The organism is Oscillatoria sp. FACHB-1407, assembly GCF_014697545.1.
GTDB lineage: Bacteria > Cyanobacteriota > Cyanobacteriia > Elainellales > Elainellaceae > FACHB-1407.
Window position 1 is genome coordinate 35,184 of the sequence record NZ_JACJSA010000008.1, and the last position, 24,713, is coordinate 59,896.

Consider the following 24,713-nt stretch of genomic DNA (forward strand, 5'->3'; position numbering starts at 1 on the left):
TTCCTGATTTGAGACCAGCATCACTTACGACAGGTATTTAACGGCAAATTATAATCAAGACACCCGCTGTCTCTAGCCCATCATGAGTCGCATCCAAATCAACATCCCTGAAGAAGTCTTGATCAGCCTTAAGCAAACCCCTGACACCCTTTCTCGTGAATTGTGTTTGCTGGCTGCGGTCAAATTGTTTGAGCTAGGTCGGCTCTCATCGGGTCGAGCAGCTCAACTGGCAGGTATTTCACGAGTCGAATTCCTCAACATCCTGGGGCGTTATCAGGTTTCCCCCTTTGCCCAGAGTGCCGAAGAACTTGCTCAGGATGTTCAAAATGCCTGACCGTCAAGTTATCGTCAATACCTCGCCCTTGTCTTACCTGTAACCACACACCAGCCCTGGCAATTCTACGCAGTATCCCTTAGCCTCACCTACAACGGTGCTTTCGGTGCGTTCTCCCGATTGATCAATGCCTCATACGCCCGTCGATACGTCGCTCTGTCAATCCACGCTCGATACGTCTGGATGTGGACCTGAATCGAGTGACCCATCAAACCCGCCGCCAGATCCGGAGGCAACGAGAACTCAAAACACCGCCGAGCGTAGCAGTGTCGCAGGTCATACGGTTTGAAAGGGAGCTTGCGATCGTAAAACTCCCCCGATATCTTCGTGCCAATCTTCGCATTAGACAAATTCTCGACATTTTGCAGATTGGGCAGTTTGCGATCGCCCAACCCCCACTTCTCAGCCCACTCAGGATAAAGCGGATAGACAAATCGCTCCGTCTTCGTCTTATTGCTATCCGGCACAATGATGACCGGGAACTCAGACAAATCCGCTAAAAACACCTCATGCGGACGCAACCCATAACAGGCAATCATCCCCAAAACCCAACGCCACCCCTCATGCTTCAGCCCATCTCTCACCTGCACAATCAACGAATCTGGAGGCAGCGATCGCGGGTTAACACGCTTTGCAGAATAAGAGCCAACCAAATGCCCAAACTCAACCGACAGACCCGCAAACTTAGCCAAACGCGATAAAACCTGCACCGTTCGCTTACGATTACGAGAGTCAGCAGGAGTCTGTTCTATAACTTGTATCAGTAATTCCGTTGTCAGTGACTTGTTAGCAGGCAGTTTGTTAAACGTGGTGCGATAGTCCTTGTTCCACGTCGTTTGACTTTGAGAATTGCGATCGCGCCGATTCCAATAATCCTCCTCATATCGCCTCACCCATTCAGCCACAGATATTCTAGATTCTGATTCAGAATCATCCTGCTCTAACCAATCCTTCCAAGCAAAACGCCCCGCATCCAAATCATTCGCCAGCTCCCGCGCCCGTCGCTCCGCAAACTGTAACCCAGCAGGCGTTGCCTTCACCCCCAATGCTATCTTCTGCCTGTAAGGTTGCCGCCCTGCCTCCTTCGCTGGCAACGTCGCTCGTAGGGAAAGCGTACCGCCACGACGTTCGATCGCCACTTTAATCAGCGCAGATTTCAGCCGCCCATTAGCCTGATTAATTCGCTTGTCGATTTCCACTGGGTACAAATTTGTGTACAAATTGCTGGCTAATTATGGCATTATTCACCACTTTCAGACATAATCTGACACACTGAGATTATCCCCAGAACACTTGCCCTGTAACGTTTTTCCTTAAAGGCGGCACCCAGATTCGAACTGGGGAGTGGAGGTTTTGCAGACCTCTGCCTTACCACTTGGCTATGCCGCCATGATTTCACAGTCTATCATTATATCTGAATTCTTCTTCTTTCTGACGCAAATCATGATTTTTCACTCGGCAAAACCATCACTTTGCATTGCCCAAATTAGCGATACTCATCTATTTGCGACCGAAGGCCAAAAAATGTTAGGAGTAGCAACTGCCCTGTCTTGTCAGGTTGTGGTGCGATCGCTTCAGGCGTTGCAGCCTCAACCAGATGTGTTGCTGATGACGGGAGACTTATCTCAGGACGAGACTCCTGAATCCTATAAACGGTTATGCCAAATGATCTCGCCATTAGGGATTCCGGCTTACTGGATACCGGGGAATCATGACGTTCCGATGGTGATGCAGGAGGTGTTGCAGAGCGACTCAATCTCAGCAGACAAGAGTTTTCAAGCGGGGGGATGGAGTTTCGTCCTGCTTGATTCAGCGGTTGCCGGACAGACCGACGGAGCGTTGTCGGTTGAGACGCTGGCGTGGTTAGAGGCGCAGTTAGAGGCAGAGCGCGATCGCCCCACACTGGTAGCCCTCCATCATCCACCACTGCCAATCGCCTCCGAGTGGATGGATAGAATCGGGTTGCAAAACCCAGCGGATCTGTTTCAAGTGCTCGATCGCCATCCACAAGTCAAAGTGGTGGTGTTTGGTCACATTCACCAGGCATTTGAGGCAGACCGCAATGGGGTGAAATATTTGGGCGTACCATCAACCTGTGTGCAGTTTGAGCCAAAGGCGAGGGATTTCACAGTGGATGAAATGCAACCAGGATTTCGCCTGTTGACACTGCACTCGGATGGTAGTTTTGCCACACGGGTAGAGCGGGTCAATTTGTAGGGGAGTGGGGAATGGGGAATGGGGAGTAGGGAGAGGCGCGATTGATCGCGTCTGTAAGGCAATGAGGGGTAGAGGAGTAGAGGGGGAGAAGCCAATCTCTATCACTCCCCTAATCCATTACTTAGTCTTTAGCATTCAGTCCTCAACGCACGCTGACAAATCGTTCTTGAGCGATCGCCCGCAAATTTTCGACTTCTTCACGACGCGATACAGAAAGGGGAATCGTGGATTTGATGGTTTGCAACAGCAGGTTAGTGTCGAGGGGTTGATTCAAATACAACGCATGGTAGAGGGACGCAATCACTACCTGTTCGATTTCGGCACCGCTAAAACCATCGGTTGCCGCGACCAGAGCAGCAAAGTCAAACTGTCTTGGGGTTTGTTTGCGGCGCAGCAGGTGCGTTTGCAGAATGACGCCCCGCTCCTGTTCGTTGGGCAGATCAACAAAGAAAACTTCATCAAAGCGTCCTTTTCGGAGCAGTTCGGGGGGTACCTGAGACAGGTCATTGGCAGTCGCGACGACGAACACCTCCTGGGATTTTTCTTGCATCCAGGTGAGCAGTGAGCCAAACAAGCGACGACTCAAGCCACCATCAGAATCACCTGTGCTAGTGGTAAAGCTTTTCTCAATTTCGTCAATCCACAACACGGCAGGTGCCATAGTTTCAGCCAGGGCGATTGCCTGTCGAAAGTTCTTTTCCGATTCGCCGATGTATTTGTCATAGAGCCTTCCAGCATCAAGTTTGAGCAGGGGCAGTCTCCAGGACTGGGCAATGGTTTTGGCAGCCAGAGATTTGCCGCACCCCTGAATGCCAACAATCAGAATCCCTTTGGGAGGGGTCAGGTTTAGCTCTTGTGCCTGTTCGCTGAAGCCGACCTTGGCGTGATCAAGCCAGCGTTTGAGTCCGGCAAAGCCTCCCAGATTCACGGGTTTCTCATTGACCGGGAAATATTCTAAAACGCCCCCTTCCCGAATCATCTGGGCTTTGCGGTGCAAGATTCTACCGACATCATCAATACTTAATTTGCCATCCTCTAAAGCGGCAAAAGTAATTGCCTGTCGGGCTTGCTTGAGGGTCATGCCGACCAATGCTTTGACCAACGACTGCATTTCTAGCTCGATCGGTTCTGACTGCAAGCGGTTTCGGCTTTTCAGCGATCGCATCACTTCTAACACGGCTTGATGCAATTCATCCAAACCAGGCAGCTTGAGATCAAAGTAGACCGCATCGTGGGCAATCTCTGGTGGCAGTTGCACGGTGTCACCCGACACGACGAGGGCTGAAGCAGACTGGGAAAACTGCTGAGTGATCTCCCGAAACTGTCGCACCAACACAGGGTCGTCTTCCAGGTGGGGCGCAAAGTCCTTCAACCAAAACACTGCTTTGGTGGTCATATCTTGAATATGTTTCAGAGCTTTGAGGGGATCATCCGTTCCCTCGACCGCAGCAGGGCGATTTTGCCCAGGGGGAGCGCACTCATTGACCCACGGAGCTTGCATGGAACCGGGCGATCGTACGATGCCTTGCGTCGCACTCCACTCAAACAGGGGCATATTCATATCGCGTGTCACCGCTTGTAACAGAGCCTGCGCCCGCTCTTCTTCAACCGTCTCAATCACAATCAACGGATGAAAGGACATGATCAACGTTTGAATGTTGCGAATGCTGTTGGAGAGCAGAGTGCTAGAAGACGGCATAGGGGAAATGGGTAAGGGGAGTGGACTACTCTCAAAATTCCCCTCTGTCTCACAAAATTCCGTACTATCTACGATAATTTTTGGCTGAGTCGCCTTCTATAGCTACCGCCACTTGATTTAGGACAGTTAACCAGGTGCATTCCTGGCTAGAAGCAGCCTTGCGGCAAAATATATAGCCGTAGTCATCTCAGTTAAGACAAGGCACTCAACAGGACAGACGCGATTAATCGCGTCTCTCTCGACAGGGCTCAAATTCAATGTCGTAAGGGTTTTGGCGATCGCTGTAGCTTTGGTCAGAAAGCTTAAGGCAATGGCAATGGATCAAACCCTGATGCTGGGAAAGCTTTCTGACTCACCTCCACCCCATCAAATGGGGCTACGGCTATACTCCCCCCTCCCAAGTGATTAATAGAAACATGATTCCCATGCCTCATTGCCTGAAGCCTTCTGTTTGGCGGCTGGGAGCGTCAGCCCACTTCCTATTTCCTCAAGATCTCTCACCGAAACACCACTAATCGTTCGTTGATCGTTAATATGTCATTAGAGTTTTGGGAAGTGTGCCGTGTTTAACAAGCGATATCGTTGGCTAACCGTGACTATATTGGCGATCGCCACCCTCGCTTTTTCAGGATTTTTGCTCCTGTCGATCTTTGCGCCGTTGTTTGGAGGGGGTCTAGCCGGATCTCCATCTCCAGCGGCGTCAAGGGCTGCGTCGCCGCAAGCCGATCTGGAGGCACAAGCGAAGGGATACGAACTAGTCCTACAACGAGAACCCGACAATCAAACGGCACTGAGAGGGTTAATCGACATTCGCATCCAACAGGGCAACATTGAGGCGACGATCGCCCCTCTGGAAAAGCTGGCGGAGTTGAATCCTGATCAGCCGGAATATCAGGTATTGCTGGCACAGGCAAAACAACGCATTGGCGATCGCGAAGGGGCAGCGCAAGCCTATCGCAGCATCTTGTCAACTCGTCCGGGTGACTTGAATGCGTTGCAAGGATTGGTGGATTTGATGTTAGAGCAAGACCGTCCACAGGCGGCGATCGGCTTGTTGCAAGACACGCTCAAAACCGCTGACGAAGCGAATCGCATCCAACCGGGCAGCGTAGATGTTACCTCTGTGCAACTGCTGTTAGGGCGGGTCTACGCCGAGGAGGGACGCTTTGAAGAGGCGATCGCGGTGTATGACCAATCGATTGAGAGCGATGGGCAAGACTTCCGTCCGGTGTTAGGCAAAGCTCTCGTCTTACAAAGCCAGGGCAAAAATGAAGAAGCACAGCCCCTGTTTGTCAGTGCGGCGGCTCTGGCTCCAGCCCAATACAAAGACCAGATTAATCAAATTGCGGCGGGTGCGTCTCCGTCTCCGGCAGCGGCTCCCAGTTCTGCTCCCAGTGCTGAAGCCAGCCCTGCCCCCGCTGAGTCTCCTGCTCCCTAGATTGGTGTTATGAATTTTGCTAGTGACAACGTAACTGGAGTGTCTCCAGAAATCATGGCAGCACTCGCGGCTGCCAACGAGGGTAGTTCCATGCCCTATGGGGCAGATGCCATCAGCCAGCGGCTCAATGCCCAATTCTCAGAGTTATTTGAGACAGAGGTGGTCGTCTTTCCGGTGGCAACGGGTTCTGCGGCTAATGCATTGGCTCTGTCAGTCATGTCGCCGCCCTATGGCGCGATATACTGTCACCCGGAGGCTCACATCAATGTGGATGAGTGCGGTGCGCCCGAACTCTATACAGGTGGAGCAAAGCTGGTGTTGTTGCCCGGTGTGAATGGCAAGATAGACGCGGCTACGCTGGAAAGCACCGTGAGCCAAGCCGGAGCGGGGGTGGTGCATAGCGTTCAACCTGCGGCGGTGAGTCTGACCCAGGCAACAGAAGCGGGGACGGTCTATTCCGTCACAGAGGTACAGGCGATCGCTCAGGTTGCCCATGCTCATCACCTGTCGCTGCACATGGATGGAGCCCGATTTGCCAATGCCGTTGTCCGGTTGGGATGCGCTCCAGCGGATATCACCTGGCGAGCCGGGGTGGATGTGCTTTCGTTTGGAGCCACCAAAAATGGAGCCATGGCAGCGGAAGCAGTGGTTTTCTTTAACTCGGCTCTCAGCGAAACCTTTGGTTATCGGCGCAAACGGGGCGGACACCTGTTCTCCAAGATGCGGTTCCTCTCAGCCCAACTGGAGGCTTACATTACCAATGATCTCTGGCTCAAAAACGCCACCCACGCCAATCAGATGGCGGCGAAGCTGTCTCACGGCTTATCCACGGTTCCCCAGGTGGAGTTGTGCTACCCCGTTGAGGCAAACGAGATCTTTGTCCGCTTTCCAGAGGCGATCGCCAACGGTCTACTCAGTCAGGGCTTCCGGTTCTATCATCAACCTACCCCCAATCACACGATTACGGCTCGACTGGTCACCGCCTTTAACACCCGCGAAGCTGACGTAACCGCCTTTGTCGAAGCGGCTCATCGCTATGCCACTCCGGTTGAAGCCCTCAGTTAAAAAATTCACAATTCTATAAACCACAGATCTAGTAGTGGACTAGACTTAAAACCATGATTAAATAGCCAAGTATAACCATATCTGGAGGTCTAGATAAGGCTATGGGGTTTTGGGAATTTCTCATCCAAAAAGAAGGCGATCGCTCCTGGCTGCCTCTAGAGTCTCCAGACGTCGAAATTCTGGAGGGACGGTATCGCGTTGTCGCCCGCTCCAATCGGGTCAACACCCCTGTTGAGATTCAAGTGACTCACATTGCGATCGCTGAAACTCCGCCCAAACGCCGCACCCAAAAGCGATCGAGTCAGACCAACCCAGATGGACTGGTGGTCGTGATTCCCTTTACCCGCCTGCAACCAGGCATCTGGGAACTCAGTTGTAGTGGAGATTTGATGGCAGATTTTGCCGGAGAGGGTTGGCAATACACGGTGAAGTTGCAGGTGTTGTCCCACGCCAGCGAGGCAACGGAGGAGTGGGAGCCCGACTGGCAAGCAGATGCCCCAGAGTCCCAATCGACTGTTCAGGCGGCTGTTCAGGCTGACCCTCCACCCCCGGAGAACAGTGCTTCTGCGGTTGCTCAACCGACCTCACCTCCGACTCCACCGGAAGCTGTTTTGCCCCCAGAGCCAGTTTCGCCGCCACCAGAGTTAGAGCGGTTAACAATCGTGCCCCCTGTTCCCCACCTGGAGGTAGACTCAGACGCGGACGCGCCACGAGCCAACCTCAGCGAAGAAATTGCGGCTTCTGACATTTTTCAGATGGCGACACGCCTCTCTCAAGAGGTTGTAGACTCGGTCTTTCAAGATTTAGAAGCAACGGCGGAACCGCCTATCGAGAACATCCCTGCCACAGGGACAGAGACTCCCGTGCGATCGCAACCGCCTGATGTGGCTCCCGTTGTGGAGCCAACGCCCGCTTCAGTGGATACGCCCGTGTTGCATGAGGCGTCCACTGCCGACTATCCTCCGGTGCAACTGGCCCTCAATCGGGACACTTACACCGCCCGTCGGGGACAAACGCTGACCCTGACAGGACAGGTCGAGCGATCGCCCGTCAATTCCTCTCCTGTGGCTATTCCTGCCGTCGAGCTACGAATTCGGTTGAGCGATCCCCAGACGGCTCAAACCCTGGTGAATGTGGGGCGATCGCTGCCGATTCAGACAGTGCCATCACCCTTTGAGTGCACCATCACCATTCCCGACGGCTACCAGACGCGCCTGCTGTTGGGAGACATTACGCTCGTGGCGGGAACAACCGAATTAGCCACCCATCCCTTTAGCGTCACAGCCGATCTGACGGAGTTGCTAGAGGCACTGGCTAACGCCTACCCCGAATCTGATCTCGTCCAACCGCCACTAGAGTTCACTGCACCGGCTACGGTTGCTGACCTGGATCTGACGTTTTTGGAGTTTCTGCAATCGCCCAAACCGATGTTGCAGTTTCAACCAGCAGACAAGCAAGCTATTCCCCCTCAATTGAACCCAGCAAAGTCTGCTCAACGGACGCCTGCTAAGTCGCCGATGACCGTTGGTGTAACCGGAAGCGCATCGCCCACCAGTTCCCCCACTGCTGCCTCAGAACCGTCCTTACCCCCACCTCCTGCCACGTCTGCTGGGTTTTCTGGGTCAACCGAGATGCCTCCAGAGGCAACACCTCCCCTCAGTCTGTCAGAGCTAGTGTTGGATGATGACACCATTTCTCCGCAAGACTGGCAATCTCCTGCGTCAACCGTGCCGCCACGATCGCCCAAAGCTAAAAAGGCTCCTTCTCCCGAAGACCAGGCATTCCAATCCCTGAATCTGCAAAACCGATTTTTCTCACGGCTCAACGCCCTCGCCAGCGACTCAGAACTGTCCAGTTGGCTGCACCAAGACCCGATTGAGGCGTTGCCCGTTAATGAGGCTCCGTTAGGGCTAGATACCGATTTAGCGGCTCACGAGGTAGTCGTTGAGGATGAACCCCTCACTCCTTCTTACGCGCGGCAGGTGGCACCCGTCGAGCCTCCAGCAGAACTGGTGCTACCTGAAGATGAACCAGTGCCAGAGCCACAATTAAGCATCCCCGCTGGAGAGTTGGTGTCGGGTCAGTCTATCTTTGTGACGGTAAAGCTGCCCGATGTGAAGTCGCGGATTTACGTCAAGATGTGGGTGCTCGATCGCCAGACCCGTTCGCTATTGGATGGACCCCGATGGTTCATGGCATTTGTGCCTGATGGGTTTGGGCATTTAGAGACGCGCACCCAGGTGACAGTGCCCTATGGTTGCCTGGAAGCCGTGTTTGAGGCGATCGCGATTGAGATGATGACCAAGCGGGAAAGTCATAAAGTCGTGATCAGCCGCACAATCATCCCTCCAGATCTACCACTGCTAGCGGAAACAGATTTGGAGATTTAGGGAATGCTCTAAAGGGCAAAGCTGTTGTTGTCCTTCATTCATCACACAACGTGCAATTTTACAGCCATAGCCAGCCATAGCCACATGCGATGGGGCGGAGGCGAGTCAGAAAGCCTTTCCAGACCGTGTTTGAAACATTGTCTTTGTCTTAAGCTTTCTGACCAAAGCTATATTTATCCGCAACGTGAGTTGCCGGATACCAAAGCCGAGCTTGTGGCTCAACTGAGCTTTGCCAAACACAAAACGCCTGCGACTTACGTCAAAGCCTGCGGATCTATCGCCGTAGTTTGTTCGGTCAGGACAACCCATCAACAGAATAGACAGAATAGATGCGATTAATCGTGTCTTTCTGGTTAACCCTCAGGGATCAATGCCCTCATTGAAGGGACAATAGCGATAAACGCCAAGTGCAAACAAGCTCAAACATGCCAACAAGCTCAAACCTATAGTTGCAAATCCCGTCACTCATCCAATGTCCTCTGACCTACCCATCCACTTTTTCACGATTGTCTTAAACGGCGAACCCTTCATTCGCTACCATCTCAACATCTTTCAACAGCTTCCCTTTACCTGGCACTGGCACATTGTTGAGGGAGTCGCTGATTTAAAGCACGACACTGCCTGGAGTGTGCAATTGGGTGGACAGGTCACCTCCGACATTCACCAACAGGGACGCAGCCTCGATGGCACGAGTGAATATCTCGATGAGGTAGCCGCACAGCATCCAGACCGTATCACCGTTTATCGCAAGCCCTTGGGCGAGTTTTGGGATGGCAAACGGGAAATGGTCAATGCGCCGTTGGTCAACATCCAGGAAGAGTGCCTTTTATGGCAGGTCGATGTTGATGAACTGTGGACAGTTGAACAGTTGGTAACGGCTCACCAGATGTTTGCGACTCACCCCGAAAAAACCGCCGCCTTTTATTGGTGCTGGTATTTTGTGGGAGCAGACCTGATCATCAGTACGCGCAATTGCTATGCACAAAACCCAGAGCAGGACTGGCTCCGTACCTGGCGATACCGTCCAGGGTATGTATGGGCAGCACACGAACCGCCCCAACTGGCGGAACCTCTACCCGATGGAACCTGGCGCGATGTCGCCGGAGTCAACCCTTTTCGTCATGCAGAAACCGAGGCAAATGGGTTGATCTTTCAGCACTTCGCCTATGTGTTGCCAGCACAACTGCAATTCAAGGAGCGGTATTACGGCTACGCAGGGGCACTGTCTCAATGGCAGACCTTACAACATGAAACCCATTTTCCGGTGCGGTTGCGGCGTTACTTCTCTTGGGTTCACGACCTGACTATGGTCGATCGCGCAGCGACAAAGGGAGTCGTGCCGATCGCCCACCCAGACCCGACCGGAGCATGGCAGTTCCGCTCCTCTGATGCGTTACATGCTGAGGTCAAGACTCCATCCAGCTTTACACCGCTTGTTGCGATCGATGGTGTGTTCTTTCAACTCTATAAAACGGGAATTGCGCGAGTGTGGCGATCGCTCCTGGAGGAGTGGGTAGCGAATGGCTTTGCTAACAACCTGGTGGTACTCGATCGAGCAGGCACCGCACCAGAAATTCCCGGCATTCACTACTACCCGATACAACCCTACAACGCTAAAGACAGTGAAGGCGATCGCCAGATGTTGCAACGAGTCTGCGACACATTGGGGGTAGAGGTATTTATCTCAACCTATTTCACCACACCGCTGTCAACGCCTTCAGTGGTACTGGTTTACGACATGATCCCAGAGGTGATGGGAGAAGGACAAACCCACCCCATTGTGCAAGCAAAACAACGGGCGATCGCCCAGGCTACAAGGCATCTGGCAATTTCTCAAAACACAGCAGAGGACGTTGTGCGATTTTCGCCCCAACCGTTAGCAAGTCCGGTTGAGGTGGCGTATTGTGCAGTCAGCAAGACCTTTAGACCGGCGGGGGAAGCGGCGATCGCTCAATTTCGGCGCAAGTACGGCGTTAACAAGCCTTACTTCGTGGTGATCGGAGCAGATAACCCCAGCGTTTACAAAAACAATCAGCTATTCTTTCAGGCATTTGCCAATCTCGCCAGCAAGACCGGGTTTGACCTCGTGTGTACGGCATTTGAACCCCAACTTCCCGACGGGTGGCGAGCAAGCACCACCGGAGTTACAGTTCACTTGCTGCGGCTCACCGATGCTGAACTCGCTGTTGCCTATAGCGGAGCGATCGCCCTGGTGTATCCCTCCAAATATGAGGGCTTTGGGATGCCGATTTTAGAGGCGATGGCGTGTGGTTGTCCAGTGATTACCTGTCCCAATTCTTCTATTCCTGAAGTCGCCGGAGAAGCCGCCTTGTATGTAGATGACACCGATGCCGATGCACTGGCAGAAGCTCTGTGCGATGTCCAGAAACCGAAGATTCGTCACGCCCTGATTGAGTCAGGATTGCAGCGATCGCACCTGTTTTCCTGGGCGACCATGGCAACGATTGTGCAATCGGTGTTGATGGAGGTTACTCTGCGTGACTTACCCCTGCGCGACACCAACATTCTGGTGCTGGTTGACTGGCAACAACCAGAAGATGTGCTGTATGAGCAATTGGGAGAGGCGATCGCTGCCCTGTTAACCCATCCCAATCAGGAAACCATGACCTTCTTGATCGACATCAGCGACTTACCAGAGGCGATCGATGTGGACTTTTTGTTGGCCGATGTAGTGGTGGCGATCGCCATGCAGTATGACCTCGACATTGAGGAACCCGGTGTCGCTCCATTGCCATACTTGACGGCACCTCAATGGCAGGTACTAACACCTCGCTTGAGCGGATTTATCCAACTGGGGAAAGTATCTTCAGCGATCGCTACTCAGATCGAGCAATCCCAATTACGGCAATTGGCATTAACTCAGGACTTACGCTACTAAATTGTGCAGGTAAACTGACCATGGTATTGAGCGAAAAATGTGTGAATGCGATCGCGCACTTCGTCAGGTGAGAGATGTAACCACTCTTCTACGTCAGCATTCCAGGGAAACTTCTCCTGGCGATCGCCCCGTTCCACATAACCCTGTTGGTAGGCATCTTCTGGCGAGAGGGCAGGTAACGGATTCAACTCTGATGGAATCAAAAATGCGTTGTTGTAGTGCAACTCAACTAAGTCGTAGTTGTATTTCTGGCAGAGTAGATACAACTGACAAATACTTTGTCCATAAAAGTGATCACCTGTGTATACATGGTTCTCATCCCAATTCACCGTAAATTTCACAGGAGGAGGAACCTTTTCGTTAATCTCAGCACAAATTAGCAACGGGCGAAAGTCCTTCAGCAGTTCTTCTAGAACGTAATAGTCATAACTATCAATGTCCAGATTTAAGAAGCTAAATTGTTTTGGGACTTGATGGGCTGTGAGGAGTGAAACGACATTTTTTGGAGTGACAAAACACTTACTGAGATCAACACTGGGGAATTCGCGATAGCGTAAAGCCAGTTGAGCAAATCGTTCGCGATCGCCTTCCACAGCTAACCCTGACCACCCCTGCTTAAACAAAAAATAGGTATTAGACATCGTAATGCCATCACTGGCTGCAATGTCTACACAATACGGAGATTCCTGATCTAACTCATTGAGGCGATCGAGGTAATATTCAATTCGGCTCTCCTCATCTAAATAGGAATATTTAACTCGCTCCTCACGAGCAGGCTCCACAAAATACTGAGGAGCCAATTCCCGCAAATGCTGCTCAATGGCCCAGGCGATCGCCCCATCATCCACAGCAATCCGTCGCTGATATTCCACAAACAAAATATCAACTAGCTCACCTGTCCAGGCTTCAAGTTCTGCCTCAGTAGCATCTGCCATCCTGAGAAACCAGGTGGTCTGCGCTTCAGCCTCGTGACCTTGCAACAGCAAGATTAAACCCAAATACCAGTAACTGGATCGGATCTCAGGGGCTAACTCAATTAATTGCTCGTACTGTTGCGTGGCTTGCTCATACTCGTCCAGCAGAAAAGCTGTCAACGCGCGTTGTTGTAAGTGGTCTACTGAATTGCTAACCGCCCCTGAGCCAGCGCAGGTATCATTAAACGCCAGCATAGCTTGAACCGTGGGGAGCGATCGCACGCCCTGCCTCACCAGTTCAGGAATTTGAGACAGACTCTCTAAAATTTCGTTAGTGAAGTTGTAACGTGTCTCTTGCCCATAGTTGAGCGTTAGATACACCAGCAATTCCAGAGCATAGTCGGGAAAGTCCGTGATATCTGCAATACACGCCAACTTGAGCAACTTGTCAGGATCTTGAATTGGGGTTTGAATCCAATCGCGAAAGTAAAAAGCATCTGCCCAAATCAACCCACCCGGATGGGTCTCAGACGCTACGGGAACTCGTCGCAGTCCATGATTCAAGTTGCTCAAATCAAACAGCGAAAACCCTTGTTGGCGCAGGTGTTGATCCATATCGCCAAACAGCGATTGCCCGACATAGAGTTCTGTAAATTCCACTTCAGTACGAATGGCTGAAACACGCTCTAGAATTGCGGTTGCGCCCTGTAATACCTGCAACTCTCCACCCTGTACATCCAGTTGAATGAAGTCAATCTCGTGAACTGCCTCGGACTGGCAAAACGCATCTAGCGTTGTGGTTTTAATGTCAGTCGTAGACGCTAATCGAATTGCCTCTGCATTTGCCAGATAACGATTGATATAGGCTTCACTGGGTGGATACAGCGAACTGCAAGCAGGCTCTTGAGTGATATACAGGGTTTGTTGTCCCGATGTACTCCACAACGCCAGTGGAATATGCTTTTCAACCCAGTTAACCTGCCTCACTTGCAAATTGTCGTTCGCCCGTTGACAGGCTTCCTCATCGGGATCAAATCCGTATATCGTCAGATTTGGGGCAAAAACGCTCCACCCCTGGCTGCCATAATCATCCTCGATCGCCAGCTTCCGAGAACCGACTAAGCAAACTGTGACGTGTAAGGTGTCTAACCGTCCATTGCGCTTGAGACTGGGAAGAAATATAGCCATGCTTTAACGTCACTCAACTCTGAGTTAGCCCCACCACCTGCCCAGCATTCGCTATGGATTGCCCGCTTGTTGGCGTGCCTCAGCGAGTTGTGCTGCGTAGTCAGCGTTATCAGGATTCAGTTTAACCAGTTTTTCGAGAGGTGCGATCGCCCCTTTAGGATCGTTCATCTCTAACCGTGTGTTGGCTAGCCCTTCTAAAGCAGTAATATTGTTAGGTTCTCGTTGCAAGACCAGTTCATATCCCCGTACTTGCGCCTCGATGGATGACTCTTCGCTGACGACAGGAGCAGACTCGGTTGGCAAAAGACCTGTCACAACCAGATTAACCGTGCTCGCCGCCATAGAGCCTAAAAACAGGACACCCGAAACGAATATGAACGTCCGTCGTTGCGTTTGAGTCAGAGCCATAACTGTGTGTGAGTAATGAGTATAGTGTTAACTTACCCAGTTGAGCGCAGACAGAGATCAGGGAGAAGCGTTGAGGTAGAGCGCAGGTTGCTCTTACGACTTCAACAGGGCGATCGCACTGTCACTCAAGTATTGCCGCACATTTTCCACAATCGGTAATTGCTCCAATCCCTGAGCTTTGAGTTCTGAGAAATTAGCAAGCCCCATCACAATGGCATCAGCACAGTTGTAGTCGGGGTTGTCGCCGTATTGCAGTGTCAGGGCTTCTAGCAATTCCAGGGCATAGTCAGGAAAGTCCATAACATCAGCGATACATGCCAGTTTGAACAGTTGCTCTGGTGTTTTGAGTTGGGTGCGGTCAAAGTCAGAGCGCAGCAAATCGCGGAAGTAAAACGCATCTGCCCACAACAATTGCCCCGGATGAGAGAAGGATTGAATGGGCGATCGCATTCTTACCCGATGAGACGACGCCAGATGAAATAAGCTGAAATCGCGCGATCGCAAGAAGGTATCCACATCGCTGAACAGCGGTTGATTACTGTAGAGCGGACTGAACTCAACCTCAATCTGCACGGCTAAAACGCTGCGTTCCAGCAGATTCTGCCCCCCCTGCAACACCAACAGGTCTGCCCCCTGCACATCAATTTGCAGAAAATCAATATCAGTAACGGCTTCTTGCTGACAAAACTCATCCAGAGTTGTGGTTTCGATTTCAACAGTGAAGTCTAAATTAACCAACTCTGGCAATCCACTAAAGCGGCTCAAATAAGGTTCGTTAGGGGGATACAACGAACTGCACATGGGGTGCTGAGTGACATAGAGCGTGCTTTCTCCGGGAGCGTTGCTCAACGCCAGAGGAACATGCTTTTCAATCCAGTTGACCTGGCGAGCCTCTAAGTCAGCATTGGCCGCATCGCAAGCTTCGGGATCAGCGTCAAACCCATAGATGGTGAGATTGGGAGCAAAAATATTCCAACCCACGCTGGCATAGTCGTCTTGAGTATTGATTTTGCGAGAGCCAACATTGCAAACGGTGATGTGGAGTTGATTGAGTTGACCGCTGCTTTTCAAGATGGGAAGAAAAATTGGCATATCGGGGGAGTGGGGAATGGGGAGTGCGATTCGTCGTGTTTGGACTGGATTAGGCTTTGGGTAGAGCTACTATATTGAGGTTGCCCCGCAATTCGTGAATCGAGTCAATTGGAATTAATTCTTTGACAAAGGGACGATAACGGAAGAGTTGATACCCCTTAGACATGAGATATTCAGCGACGATGGTGTTGCTGGCATCTTCATCTTCTGCGCTTAAGCCCGCCACGTTCTCGTAAAGGATTTTGGGAGCAAAGTCTGTGAGGAGGCGATCGCTCCCTTGTAGCACCTGCAACTCATGTCCTTCGGCATCAATCTTGAGCCAATCGACTCGACTCAGATTTTCCCGCTCAATCAGGTGATCCAGGGTAAAGCAGGGAATCTCTTCAAACTCGCTGGTTTCCAGCTCCTCATCTGCGGTGACAACGCGATTGAGTTCACTGGCAGAGCGGAGAGAGAGGCGCAGGGTAGTGTTGCGATCGCTGGCGGCTCCGGCACACACGGTCACCCAGGGCAAGTCGTTCGTTTTACAGGTTTCCTGCAAACAGCGCACACATCCAGAGAAGGGTTCTACCGCCAACACTCGCCCCGTTGCCCCCACTCGCTGAGCCGCACTGAAGGTATAGACCCCTACGTTTGCCCCCACATCAATCACGGTCATGCCGGGTTCAATCTGCTCTCGCCAAAACTCCATCTCCGCTTCAAACCAGTCTCCTTCAGCCAGCAACACACTGGTGACAATACTGCGGAGATTCGGTTCCACCGCTAGTGCCATCTGTTCAAAGGGCACATAGGTCATGGGGCTTTCCGCTGGAAGTTGTGCCCATTTCCATACGTTGGCTTCTGGATGGCGTTGGGCATGGTTACGAGCAAGGTTGAGCCAATATTCTCCCGCTTTGGGATGCTCTGGCTCCCGATAGGCGAGATACATTGCTTGCAACACAGCCGGATGATCAAAGGCAAGCTTGCGGGCTCGTTGCAGATATAACAAGCCTTCCCATTGTTGTTGAATCAGACTGGCTAGCCCCAGTTTGAAATTGACGTAGGCGGTTTGCGGAGAGAGTTGACTGGCAAGTTGCAGAAATCGCAAGCCAACAGTGTTGTAAAACACAACTTGCGCCTGACACAACACTTCAATAAACAGCAAAATTGCCTGATTGTAGCCATCTTCAACATGCAACAGTTGATGGAATTGCTCCTGGCGGGCGATCGCCAGATTGCGCCACTGCAACGGCAAATATACCAACCCCAATGGCAGTCGATCCACTGAGTTAAACAGGGGTTGCAGCGTTGAAATCAACTGAGAATAGGCACTGTGAGCCGCTGCCTCGCGATCGCCTAACATACACTGAGCGATCGCCAGATGAGCCGCACAGAGGGGATGTTGATTTAGAGCTACCCCCCTTTGCAGCGCATCGATAGCCATCTCCAGGTTAATAGCGCGTAACTCCGGGCTATCACTTTGCTCCGCTTCAATTAACGCTAAAACGGCAAGATTGTTCAGTTCGATCGCGGTGGTGGGTTCATCCCAACTGACCGACTCCAGGTCGGTCGCGAGATTAATAATGGAGTGAATCGTTAATTCAGGGCAATTGTCATGCACGTATTGCCAATACGGCTCAATGGCAGGAGTTGATGAAGATGGGGTCATATAGGAGTTGGGGAATTATACTGGTTACACTTAAGGTCAAAAATATTGCATTGGAATTCGCGATCTGTGTCGGCTAAATCTCACCACAGTTGGCAACAGCTTTTAGGCACGTCCATCGTAGCACTGGTATGTGTTCTGGCGATTGGCTTACTGCAAGTTCCTCAACTTGCCGAATTGCAGCGTCAAGCCACCACCCCCAGTGTTGCGACCCTGCGCCAGCAACTAGAGGCTCAAAAAGTGCAGTTGAATTTACTAGAGAAGATTCCCACCTTTGGCTTTGACAACCTCATCGCTGATTGGGCTTTTCTCAACTTTTTACAATACTTTGGCGATGAACCCGCGCGACAACAAACCGACTATTCTCTCAGTCCTGAGTTTTTTGATGTCGTTTTGACTCACAATCCCCGGTTTTTAGAGGCGTATACATTTCTCTCAACCAGTACCGCGCTCTATGCAGGTGAACCGGAGCGATCGGTCGCTCTGATGGATCAGGGGCTAGAGTCTCTTTCACCCACCGTGCCACCGGGTTCCTTTTTTGTCTGGCGCAACAAAGGCATTGATGAGTTGCTGTTTTTAGGCGATTCACAAGCAGCACGGCGATCGTTTGAAACGGCTGCCGAGTGGGCAAGCCAGTCCAACATACCGGGGAGCGATCAGGTCGCCCAACTCTCTCGACAAACCGCTCAATTTCTCGCTAACAACCCCGACAGTAAAACTGCTCAGGTCGCTGCCTGGGCAATGGTGCTAGAAAATGCGCCTGACGATCGCACCCGTCGCACTGCCGTCGATCGCATTCGGCTTTTGGGGGGAGACGTGGTCGCCAGCCCCGATGGTGGATTTCAGATTATGCCACCGTCGAGTGATTAATGTAGGAATCTCGCAGGGGCATTTCGCGAAACGCCCCTACAGCCGTGGTGCGTTCTCAAGGATCATACCTGCCTTCAGCAACGCCCATGCTTCATCCCTTCTTCCTCTTCCCAGCCATCTATCTTCTCGACCCGTTACTTGCAGCCGAGCCTCGATAGATCCGTTCCTCTTGCTCTGGGGAAAGCCAGGTCAACGGAAACGCATCGGGTTCTGGAATGGGGCAGGTGACAGGCGACTTGTTGATCTGAATGGGAGGAAGCTTGATCGACATTTCGGCTGGAGTAGCCGTGTGTTGAATGGGGACAAACGCATGTTGGTCAACGTTGTATTCCAGCACTTCACCCATTTCAATGTTGTAGATCCACCCGTAGAGCCGAAGTTTGCCCTGGTAGATACGGGAGTGAACGATGGGGTAGGTTTTGAGGTTTTCGAGTTGGGTCAGGACATTTTCAGCGATCGCCACTTCGATCAGCTCTTCCCCTTCATAGCTGCTGTAATGGTCTTTAACTAACCGTCGAGTGGCTTCTGCATGTTTGAGCCAGTTATGCACCAGGGGCATACTGGCCTCCAGGGATTCCAGCTTTAACAGCCCTTTCATTGCGCCGCAGTGAGAGTGACCACAAACAATGACCTGCTCAATCCCTAAAGCGTTGATGGCGTACTCGATCGCTGCCCCTTCACCCCCGTTAGCTGCACCATAGGGGGGGATGATATTACCTGCGTTACGAACCACAAACAGATCGCCGGGTTGTGCCTGAGTGATGAGATTTGGATCGACCCGCGAATCAGAACAGGTAATAAACAAGACTTTGGGGGTTTGCCCATGAGCCAGTTGCTCAAATAGCTCGAAGTTGCTACAGAAATAACTATCCCGAAATTCTCGTAGCCCTTGAATCAGGTCTTTCATAATCTAGTTCCCTTCCAGTGCGACTCATCCCACGATGAGTGATCGTCCATTTGAGAATCGGGAGCAGCCACCCATAGCTGAGCATCCCAAAACGCCAAACTCTCTTCTATTCTCCCACCGAAACGGAGCCTGTTCACGACAAGAACCTAGATTTTCATCCTGATTCCCATGCGGGTTATTGATTAATTGGATTAAGCAGATTTATCGGATAGGGCACGTCTGCCCCAGAAACAGGTTTTACAATCACCTGTTTTTCATGTTTATGGGGCTTAACAGAGAACGATTACTGGGATTGGCTGCATGATTCGGATTTTATTGGTCGATGACCAGGCTATTATTCGCGAAGCTCTCAAGGTGTTGCTGGAACAACAGCAAGACTTTGAGATCGTAGGAACTGCCAATGACGGACAGGGGGCGATCGCTCAAGTTGAGGCACTCAAGCCTGATGTGTTGCTGATCGACATCCTCATGCCAGGAATGGATGGCATCACAGCGACCCAAATCATTTACGACCGATTTCCAGATGTCAAAGTCATCGTGCTCAGTGGGCATGACGATGAACGCTATTTGTCTCAAGCGTTGCGGTCGGGGGCAAAAGGGTATTTGCTGAAAAATACCGCTGCCGAAGATTTAGCCAACACAATTCGATCGGTCTATCGCGGACATACCCAACTCGGGCCTGGACTGGTCGAAAAAATTATTGCTCGTGTGCCCGATTCCGCTTCCAGTGCTGCGACAACCCCTTCTACGCCGCAATCGGCGATCGCAGAATCGGACTTATTGCTGTTGTTAGACAGCTTTGATGTAGAAGCATTAACCGAATTTGTCAATTATGCCGCTCAGCAAAATATTGAGAATGATGCTCTCGGTTATGTAGGGCGATTGCTCAAAGAGAACCCTACCAATTTGTCAGCTTTGTATTTGACCGGAACATTTTTGGGTGGCATTCAGGGACGACAGAAGACGGCTTTGCAATATCTCAAATTTGGTTTTAAGGAAGGAATTCGCCAGAAATTAGGACGGGAAGGTCTGCTGTTGTTTTATCGGCAGGGATTGCAGTTAGAACCAGAAACCGCATTTTCGTGGCTGACACAACCTGGAAGCCCCTGGAATAGTGAGGATGGCTGGGTGTTTCTCTTTAGCGAGGCGACAGAGCGGTTTGGTAAAAACTCCGCCCCCTACCGCTCTCTCCTGGTGCTGCGTCGCATCAGAGCACTGTACACCATGGCTAGGGTTTGTACCTCCCTGAATTCCAAATTGCTAACGCTACAACAAGGTTTTGAACGGTTGGATAGGGCAGTACAACGGTGAGGTTTGACTAATTATGGAGAGAACAATGGCAGATTTAACTCAAGTTGAGCGAGAACTAGCAGAATTAGCGAATCAACTGAGACAGTCATTTAAGGTTTTAGATGGGTTGGCTCAAGTTCAAGGTCGATTTGAGGAGTTGTCTCAAACTCATCAAAAGATGAAGGACTATTTGGAGAAAAATGGCTCAGCTAACGGGAACACACAAGCCCTTAACGATCGCCTGATGCAACTGGAGATGGGCATTCAGGCAGGGTGGGAAGATCTGCGGCGAGAGATCGCGATCGCCCAAAATGACCTCACCCTTGCCGACCGCAATATCAATGCAGAACTCCAGACCTATAAACAGGAAATAGAACATCGGCTCGATGCCTTTTTGCAGGAGTGGGAGGAACAGCGTGAAGCGTTGCAAGTACCCATCGAAGACTTTGAGGCTCGCCTGAGAGCAGAGATGAAGGCAGCCATGAATTGGGTAACCCAATCGGGGGTGAACTCTAACCAGGTCGAGATGTTGGATAACCAGATGCGCGGAACACGAACCTCCATTCAGGTTCTGGAAAAGCAACTCCGCACCATGCGGAACTGGCTAGTGTTTACAGTGATTTTGATTGTGATGTTGGCGTTGGGGTTGCCCCTGATGTTGTTTACAACAAGACAAAACGATGCCAATCGGGTTCCCGTCATGCCAAGAACGCCCAGTTCCAGGCAAGCGGAGCCATTGCAGGAATAAGGGAGTAGGGAATAGGGAGTAGGGAGTAGAGAATAGAGAGGGAAAGAGACGCGATCAATCGCATCTGTACGGATGTTTGGTTCCTCGTGGGGCTAATTGCGATCGCCCATACTGGAGGTGTAGGGAATGCTAAAATCATTTCCTGAATCAATCTCCAGTTCAAAAGCTGAGTTGTGGTGTGGTCGAGGCAAAGCTGTTTAATAAGTTCGAGTTTGTAGAGCAGAAATTGCAGCAACGCCGCGAAGCGCATCAGTTTCGAGTGGTTGCTGCCTTTGATCCAGATAGCAGTGTTCAAGGCACAAGAGGCGATCGCTCCTTCCTGAATTTCAGTTCTAATGACTATTTGGGCTTATCAAAGCATCCCCATCTGATTGAAACCGCCCAACGCTATACTCAACGCTATGGCACAGGAGCAACCGCTTCTCGTCTGGTGACAGGCACTTACCCGATTCATCAACAGTTAGAGCACCAGTTAGCGATCGCCTGTGGATACGAAGCCACTCTGCTGTTTAGTTCTGGTTTTCAAGCCAACTCAACGGTTTTGCCTGCATTACTGGATGCCTCGGCGTTGGTGTTGTGCGATCGCCTGGTACACAACAGCTTAATTCAGGGCATTCTCGCCAGTCATGCCCGGTTCATGCGCTATCGACATAATGATCTGACCCATCTCAAAAGCCTATTGGAAAAAGCTGCTCGGCAGTCTTATAGTCGCATCATGATCGTCTCTGAAACGGTCTTTAGCATGGATGGCGATCGCAGTGATGTGACCGCTTTGGTGCAATTAGCGCAAGACTACAATGCCATTCTTTACCTTGATGATGCTCATGCGTTGGGGGTGATGGGCAAACAGGGCATGGGTCTGGCAGCCCATCAACCCGGAATTGATATTGTAGTCGGCACCTTTGGCAAGGCATTTGGGGCGTTTGGAGCCTTTGTCGCGTGCTCTCAAAAACTTCGGGATTACCTGGTAAACTATTGCCCCGGATTTATCTACACGACGGCTTTGCCACCTGCGGTGGTTGGAGCGATCGCCGCAGCCCTGGAGCTAGTTCCCACACTGGGCGCAGAACGGCAGCATCTCAACCACCTTGCCGACCATTTGCGGCAGCAGTTGAGCCAGTTAAACTACGACCCCGGCAACTCCAGTTCGCAAATTGTGCCTGTGATGGTGGGTGACGAAGCAAAGACCCTGCGTCTGTCCCAATGGCTCGAACAACGCGGTATGTTGGCGATCGCCATTCGTCCTCCAACCGTTGAACCGGGAACAGCCCGTTTGCGGGTTGCTCTGTCAAGCCAGCACACCGTTGCACAGGTTGATGCGTTGATTCATGCGATCGGGGAGTGGCATGAGTCAAGCCATTGAAGCGATCGCCTATCATGGTTGGGGTTTTGACCAACAGTGTTGGGCATCCTGGAAAACGCACTTTGCCGAGCACGGGATTGCGCTGCAAACGTTCGATCGTGGCTATTTTGGCGAATCTCATGCTGCCAAATTTGCAAATCACTCCCACAAAGTAGTGATGGTGCACTCGTATGGATTGCATCTGTGTCCTCCAGAGCACCTGTCTCAGGCGGATCTATTAGTCATCTTCGCCAGTTTTGTGCAGTTTCATCCCCAGGGCGAGCGGGATAAGCGGCGATCGCAACGGGTCTTGCAACAGATGATTCAAGGATGTCAACAGCATCCTCAAGCTGTGTTAGACCAGTTTTATACAAACTGTGGTCTACCGCCAGACCACGACTTGAGAAACCGCACTGTGACAAATCACGATCAGTTAGTGATCGATTTGCAAGGGTTAAATACAGCCCGTTTTGAGATCCATCAATTAAACTCTATTCCTAACATCGTTATTTTTCATGGGGTGATGGATCAGATCGTGCCACACAGTAAAGGAGAAGAGTGGTTGGAGTCATTGCCGAATCAAACTGATCTCTTTTTAATTTCAAACGCAGAACATGCATTGCCATTTACCCACACGCACGAGTGTTGGCAAACTTTGAGTGAAAAGTTTCTATAACTGACCTGTATTTTTAAGAGTGAGATTAATTCAACCATCCGACGTGAATTACAAACATCAAGTCGCAGACAGCTTTAGTCACGCAACATCAACCTACGACACTAACGCCATCGTGCAACAACAGTGTGCCCGTGAGTTAATGACACTGTTGCGATCGCACCAATGCCATTTACCACCCGGAGATGTTTTAGAGATCGGCTGTGGTACAGGATTTGTAACTCAACAGTTAATTGAATGTTGTGGCGATCGCACGTTAGAGATCACAGACATTTCTCTAAATATGTTGAATCAATGTCAACAAAACTTGCGATTAACTTCTGAACAACGCCAGCAGATTGTGTTTAAGCAGTTGGACGGTGAAGCCATTGATGTGAATCCAGATCAGTATGCGATCATAGTCAGCAACTTTGTAGTGCAATGGTTTGAGCAACCTGCTCAAAGTCTCAAGAAACTGATGGCAACGCTAAAGCCCAATGGATTGCTTTTAGTCTCTTTTCCAACGCATCGCAGTTTTCCAGAATGGCAACACCTCTGTCAACAAATGGATTTGCCATTTACCGCTAATCCAATGCCTGATCCAAAAGATTTGACGCAGCAGCTTACTGATCCAACCGTGAATTGTGTGTGTTACGAGCAGACCATGAGTGTGTTTTACAATCGGGCGATCGATTTCTTTAGAAGTTTGAAGTTGATCGGTGCAGGTTTAAGTCGATGTCAACAAAAGCTTTCTTCTCTACAAATGAAACAGTTAATTCGCGGTTGGAATGAGACCAATCCAACTGGAATTCAAGTGTCTTATCACATTGCTTTTTTAGTGGTTCAACGCTCTCAATAAATCTCACACCCACGTCTGTCCTAATTGATTCCCCATGGCCATATCAGAAATTAGGTGTTAGGGGAGCGATATAGTTGTAAGTCGATAGTCCTTACGCCATATCCCTACCCGTGAATTCTTTTCAATTTCCCGATCGCTTTTTTGTTACAGGTACCGATACCAACGTCGGCAAAACGGTCGTTTCTGCCATGTTGACCCTTGGACTAGAGGGCACCTACTGGAAGCCCGTTCAATCCGGTTTAGAACCGATGACTGATACCGACTATGTGCGATCGGTGACGCAACTCGACGAAACTCACTTCCTACCCGAACGGTTTCGCCTGACGCAACCCCTCTCACCCCATCGCTCGGCTGAACTGGATGGGGTCGAGATTCACCTGGCTGACTTTCAGTTTCCCAAGGTTCTTCCAACCTATCCCCTGATTGTGGAAGGGGCAGGAGGGCTGCTGGTGCCGCTCAACAAAACCGACCTGATCATTGATCTGATCCAACATTTGAGCCTGCCCGTTTGCCTGGTGGCTCGTACCCAGTTGGGAACCATTAACCACACCCTGCTCTCGATTAGACAACTGCAACAAGCCAACATTCCCATTCTGGGTGTCATTATGAATGGGGAACTCAACCCCTCTAACCGAGAGGCGATCGCTCACTATGGGCAAGTTCCTATTTTAGGAGAGTTGGAACCGCTGACGGTCGTTACACCAAGTACGCTCAAATCGGCTTTCAAGAAATTATTCGGCTCTTGATTTTTTTCAT

At 51.0% G+C, this 24,713-nt stretch carries 20 protein-coding genes and 1 tRNA gene; 13 read left to right on the forward strand and 8 right to left on the reverse strand.

The features are described 5' to 3' along the window. The first annotated feature begins 82 nt into the window (after positions 1 to 82). The gene (locus tag H6G89_RS14735; protein ID WP_190507585.1) at positions 83 to 334 is read left to right on the forward strand and encodes a UPF0175 family protein; all 252 of its coding nucleotides are present in this window, start codon (positions 83 to 85) and stop codon (positions 332 to 334) included. An 89-nt stretch (positions 335 to 423) separates the two neighbouring features. Here the strand turns inward: H6G89_RS14735 and H6G89_RS14740 are convergent, their stop codons facing one another. Both H6G89_RS14740 and H6G89_RS14745 read right to left on the reverse strand, forming a co-directional pair. Continuing rightward, the gene (locus tag H6G89_RS14740; protein ID WP_199336727.1) at positions 424 to 1,542 is read right to left on the reverse strand and encodes a hypothetical protein; all 1,119 of its coding nucleotides are present in this window, start codon (positions 1,540 to 1,542) and stop codon (positions 424 to 426) included. A 109-nt stretch (positions 1,543 to 1,651) separates the two neighbouring features. Next, positions 1,652 to 1,723 (reverse strand) — tRNA-Cys (locus H6G89_RS14745). Between the two features lie 54 nt (positions 1,724 to 1,777). Here H6G89_RS14745 and cpdA point away from each other — a divergent pair. Beyond that, the gene (cpdA, locus tag H6G89_RS14750; RefSeq protein WP_190507587.1) at positions 1,778 to 2,551 is read left to right on the forward strand and encodes a 3',5'-cyclic-AMP phosphodiesterase; all 774 of its coding nucleotides are present in this window, start codon (positions 1,778 to 1,780) and stop codon (positions 2,549 to 2,551) included. A 142-nt stretch (positions 2,552 to 2,693) separates the two neighbouring features. On the opposite strand, the gene H6G89_RS14755 is transcribed toward cpdA, so the two are convergent. Continuing rightward, positions 2,694 to 4,250, reverse strand: coding sequence for an AAA family ATPase (locus H6G89_RS14755; RefSeq protein WP_190507589.1), 1,557 nt, complete (start codon positions 4,248 to 4,250; stop codon positions 2,694 to 2,696). Positions 4,251 to 4,812: 562 nt separating this feature from the next. Here H6G89_RS14755 and H6G89_RS14760 point away from each other — a divergent pair. From H6G89_RS14760 to H6G89_RS14775, 4 genes are all read left to right on the forward strand, one after another. Beyond that, entirely contained in the window at positions 4,813 to 5,688 is an 876-nt protein-coding gene (locus H6G89_RS14760) for a tetratricopeptide repeat protein (protein WP_190507591.1), read from the forward strand. Between the two features lie 9 nt (positions 5,689 to 5,697). Beyond that, positions 5,698 to 6,753: a threonine aldolase family protein gene (locus H6G89_RS14765; RefSeq protein WP_190507593.1), complete on the forward strand. Its 1,056-nt coding sequence runs from the start codon at positions 5,698 to 5,700 to the stop codon at positions 6,751 to 6,753. A gap of 101 nt (positions 6,754 to 6,854) precedes the next feature. Then, entirely contained in the window at positions 6,855 to 9,143 is a 2,289-nt protein-coding gene (locus H6G89_RS14770; RefSeq protein ID WP_190507595.1) for a hypothetical protein, read from the forward strand. Positions 9,144 to 9,615: 472 nt separating this feature from the next. Further along, complete coding sequence (locus H6G89_RS14775) at positions 9,616 to 12,042, forward strand: glycosyltransferase family 4 protein (protein ID WP_190507597.1); 2,427 nt, start codon at positions 9,616 to 9,618, stop codon at positions 12,040 to 12,042. Here H6G89_RS14775 and H6G89_RS34765 read toward each other — a convergent pair. From H6G89_RS34765 to H6G89_RS14795, 4 genes are all read right to left on the reverse strand, one after another. After that, positions 12,039 to 14,144, reverse strand: a complete 2,106-nt coding sequence (locus H6G89_RS34765; protein WP_206758104.1) for an FkbM family methyltransferase — start codon at positions 14,142 to 14,144, stop codon at positions 12,039 to 12,041. The two genes, H6G89_RS14775 and H6G89_RS34765, sit on opposite strands and share 4 nt — an antisense overlap. Before the next feature lie 51 nt (positions 14,145 to 14,195). Then, the gene (locus H6G89_RS14785; protein ID WP_190507599.1) at positions 14,196 to 14,552 is read right to left on the reverse strand and encodes a tetratricopeptide repeat protein; all 357 of its coding nucleotides are present in this window, start codon (positions 14,550 to 14,552) and stop codon (positions 14,196 to 14,198) included. A 93-nt stretch (positions 14,553 to 14,645) separates the two neighbouring features. Next, a complete protein-coding gene (locus tag H6G89_RS14790; RefSeq protein ID WP_190507601.1) occupies positions 14,646 to 15,644 on the reverse strand; it encodes an FkbM family methyltransferase in 999 nt (332 codons plus the stop codon). 49 nt (positions 15,645 to 15,693) lie between these two features. Further along, positions 15,694 to 17,292, reverse strand: a complete 1,599-nt coding sequence (locus H6G89_RS14795) for an FkbM family methyltransferase (RefSeq protein WP_190507603.1) — start codon at positions 17,290 to 17,292, stop codon at positions 15,694 to 15,696. Between the two features lie 66 nt (positions 17,293 to 17,358). On the opposite strand from H6G89_RS14795, the gene H6G89_RS14800 reads away from it, so the two are divergent. Next, a complete protein-coding gene (locus H6G89_RS14800; RefSeq protein WP_190507605.1) occupies positions 17,359 to 18,159 on the forward strand; it encodes a hypothetical protein in 801 nt (266 codons plus the stop codon). 118 nt (positions 18,160 to 18,277) lie between these two features. Here H6G89_RS14800 and H6G89_RS14805 read toward each other — a convergent pair whose 3' ends face one another. Beyond that, positions 18,278 to 19,066 (reverse strand): carbonic anhydrase, encoded by a 789-nt coding sequence (locus tag H6G89_RS14805; RefSeq protein WP_190507607.1) that lies wholly within the window; start codon positions 19,064 to 19,066, stop codon positions 18,278 to 18,280. Between the two features lie 300 nt (positions 19,067 to 19,366). Here H6G89_RS14805 and H6G89_RS14810 point away from each other — a divergent pair, with 300 nt between their 5' ends. From H6G89_RS14810 to bioD, 6 genes are all read left to right on the forward strand, one after another. Continuing rightward, positions 19,367 to 20,377 (forward strand): response regulator, encoded by a 1,011-nt coding sequence (locus H6G89_RS14810; protein WP_190507609.1) that lies wholly within the window; start codon positions 19,367 to 19,369, stop codon positions 20,375 to 20,377. Between the two features lie 25 nt (positions 20,378 to 20,402). Beyond that, positions 20,403 to 21,104, forward strand: a complete 702-nt coding sequence (locus H6G89_RS14815) for a hypothetical protein (RefSeq protein WP_190507611.1) — start codon at positions 20,403 to 20,405, stop codon at positions 21,102 to 21,104. Positions 21,105 to 21,282: 178 nt separating this feature from the next. Next, complete coding sequence (gene bioF / locus H6G89_RS14820; protein WP_199336729.1) at positions 21,283 to 22,467, forward strand: 8-amino-7-oxononanoate synthase; 1,185 nt, start codon at positions 21,283 to 21,285, stop codon at positions 22,465 to 22,467. Beyond that, positions 22,451 to 23,122, forward strand: a complete 672-nt coding sequence (locus H6G89_RS14825) for an alpha/beta hydrolase (protein ID WP_190507614.1) — start codon at positions 22,451 to 22,453, stop codon at positions 23,120 to 23,122. The genes bioF and H6G89_RS14825 overlap by 17 nt, the downstream gene beginning before the upstream one ends. 43 nt (positions 23,123 to 23,165) lie before the next feature. After that, positions 23,166 to 23,957 (forward strand): methyltransferase domain-containing protein, encoded by a 792-nt coding sequence (locus tag H6G89_RS14830; protein WP_190507616.1) that lies wholly within the window; start codon positions 23,166 to 23,168, stop codon positions 23,955 to 23,957. Between the two features lie 110 nt (positions 23,958 to 24,067). Continuing rightward, positions 24,068 to 24,703: a dethiobiotin synthase gene (gene bioD, locus H6G89_RS14835; RefSeq protein ID WP_190507619.1), complete on the forward strand. Its 636-nt coding sequence runs from the start codon at positions 24,068 to 24,070 to the stop codon at positions 24,701 to 24,703. The last annotated feature ends 10 nt before the right edge of the window (positions 24,704 to 24,713 follow it).

Excerpts from the sequence above, each read along its gene's own strand:
- H6G89_RS14735 (WP_190507585.1), top strand. The coding sequence starts at position 83 with ATGAGTCGCATCCAAATCAACATCCCTGAAGAAGTCTTGATCAGCCTT.
- H6G89_RS14765 (WP_190507593.1), top strand. The coding sequence starts at position 5,698 with ATGAATTTTGCTAGTGACAACGTAACTGGAGTGTCTCCAGAAATCATG.
- H6G89_RS14825 (WP_190507614.1), top strand. The coding sequence starts at position 22,451 with ATGAGTCAAGCCATTGAAGCGATCGCCTATCATGGTTGGGGTTTTGAC.
- H6G89_RS14815 (WP_190507611.1), top strand. The coding sequence starts at position 20,403 with ATGGCAGATTTAACTCAAGTTGAGCGAGAACTAGCAGAATTAGCGAAT.
- H6G89_RS14790 (WP_190507601.1), bottom strand. The coding sequence starts at position 15,644 with ATGCCAATTTTTCTTCCCATCTTGAAAAGCAGCGGTCAACTCAATCAA.
- H6G89_RS14805 (WP_190507607.1), bottom strand. The coding sequence starts at position 19,066 with ATGAAAGACCTGATTCAAGGGCTACGAGAATTTCGGGATAGTTATTTC.
- H6G89_RS14755 (WP_190507589.1), bottom strand. The coding sequence starts at position 4,250 with ATGCCGTCTTCTAGCACTCTGCTCTCCAACAGCATTCGCAACATTCAA.
- H6G89_RS14795 (WP_190507603.1), bottom strand. The coding sequence starts at position 17,292 with ATGACCCCATCTTCATCAACTCCTGCCATTGAGCCGTATTGGCAATAC.
- H6G89_RS14770 (WP_190507595.1), top strand. The coding sequence starts at position 6,855 with ATGGGGTTTTGGGAATTTCTCATCCAAAAAGAAGGCGATCGCTCCTGG.
- H6G89_RS14810 (WP_190507609.1), top strand. The coding sequence starts at position 19,367 with ATGATTCGGATTTTATTGGTCGATGACCAGGCTATTATTCGCGAAGCT.
- H6G89_RS14785 (WP_190507599.1), bottom strand. The coding sequence starts at position 14,552 with ATGGCTCTGACTCAAACGCAACGACGGACGTTCATATTCGTTTCGGGT.
- H6G89_RS34765 (WP_206758104.1), bottom strand. The coding sequence starts at position 14,144 with ATGGCTATATTTCTTCCCAGTCTCAAGCGCAATGGACGGTTAGACACC.
- cpdA (WP_190507587.1), top strand. The coding sequence starts at position 1,778 with ATGATTTTTCACTCGGCAAAACCATCACTTTGCATTGCCCAAATTAGC.
- H6G89_RS14775 (WP_190507597.1), top strand. The coding sequence starts at position 9,616 with ATGTCCTCTGACCTACCCATCCACTTTTTCACGATTGTCTTAAACGGC.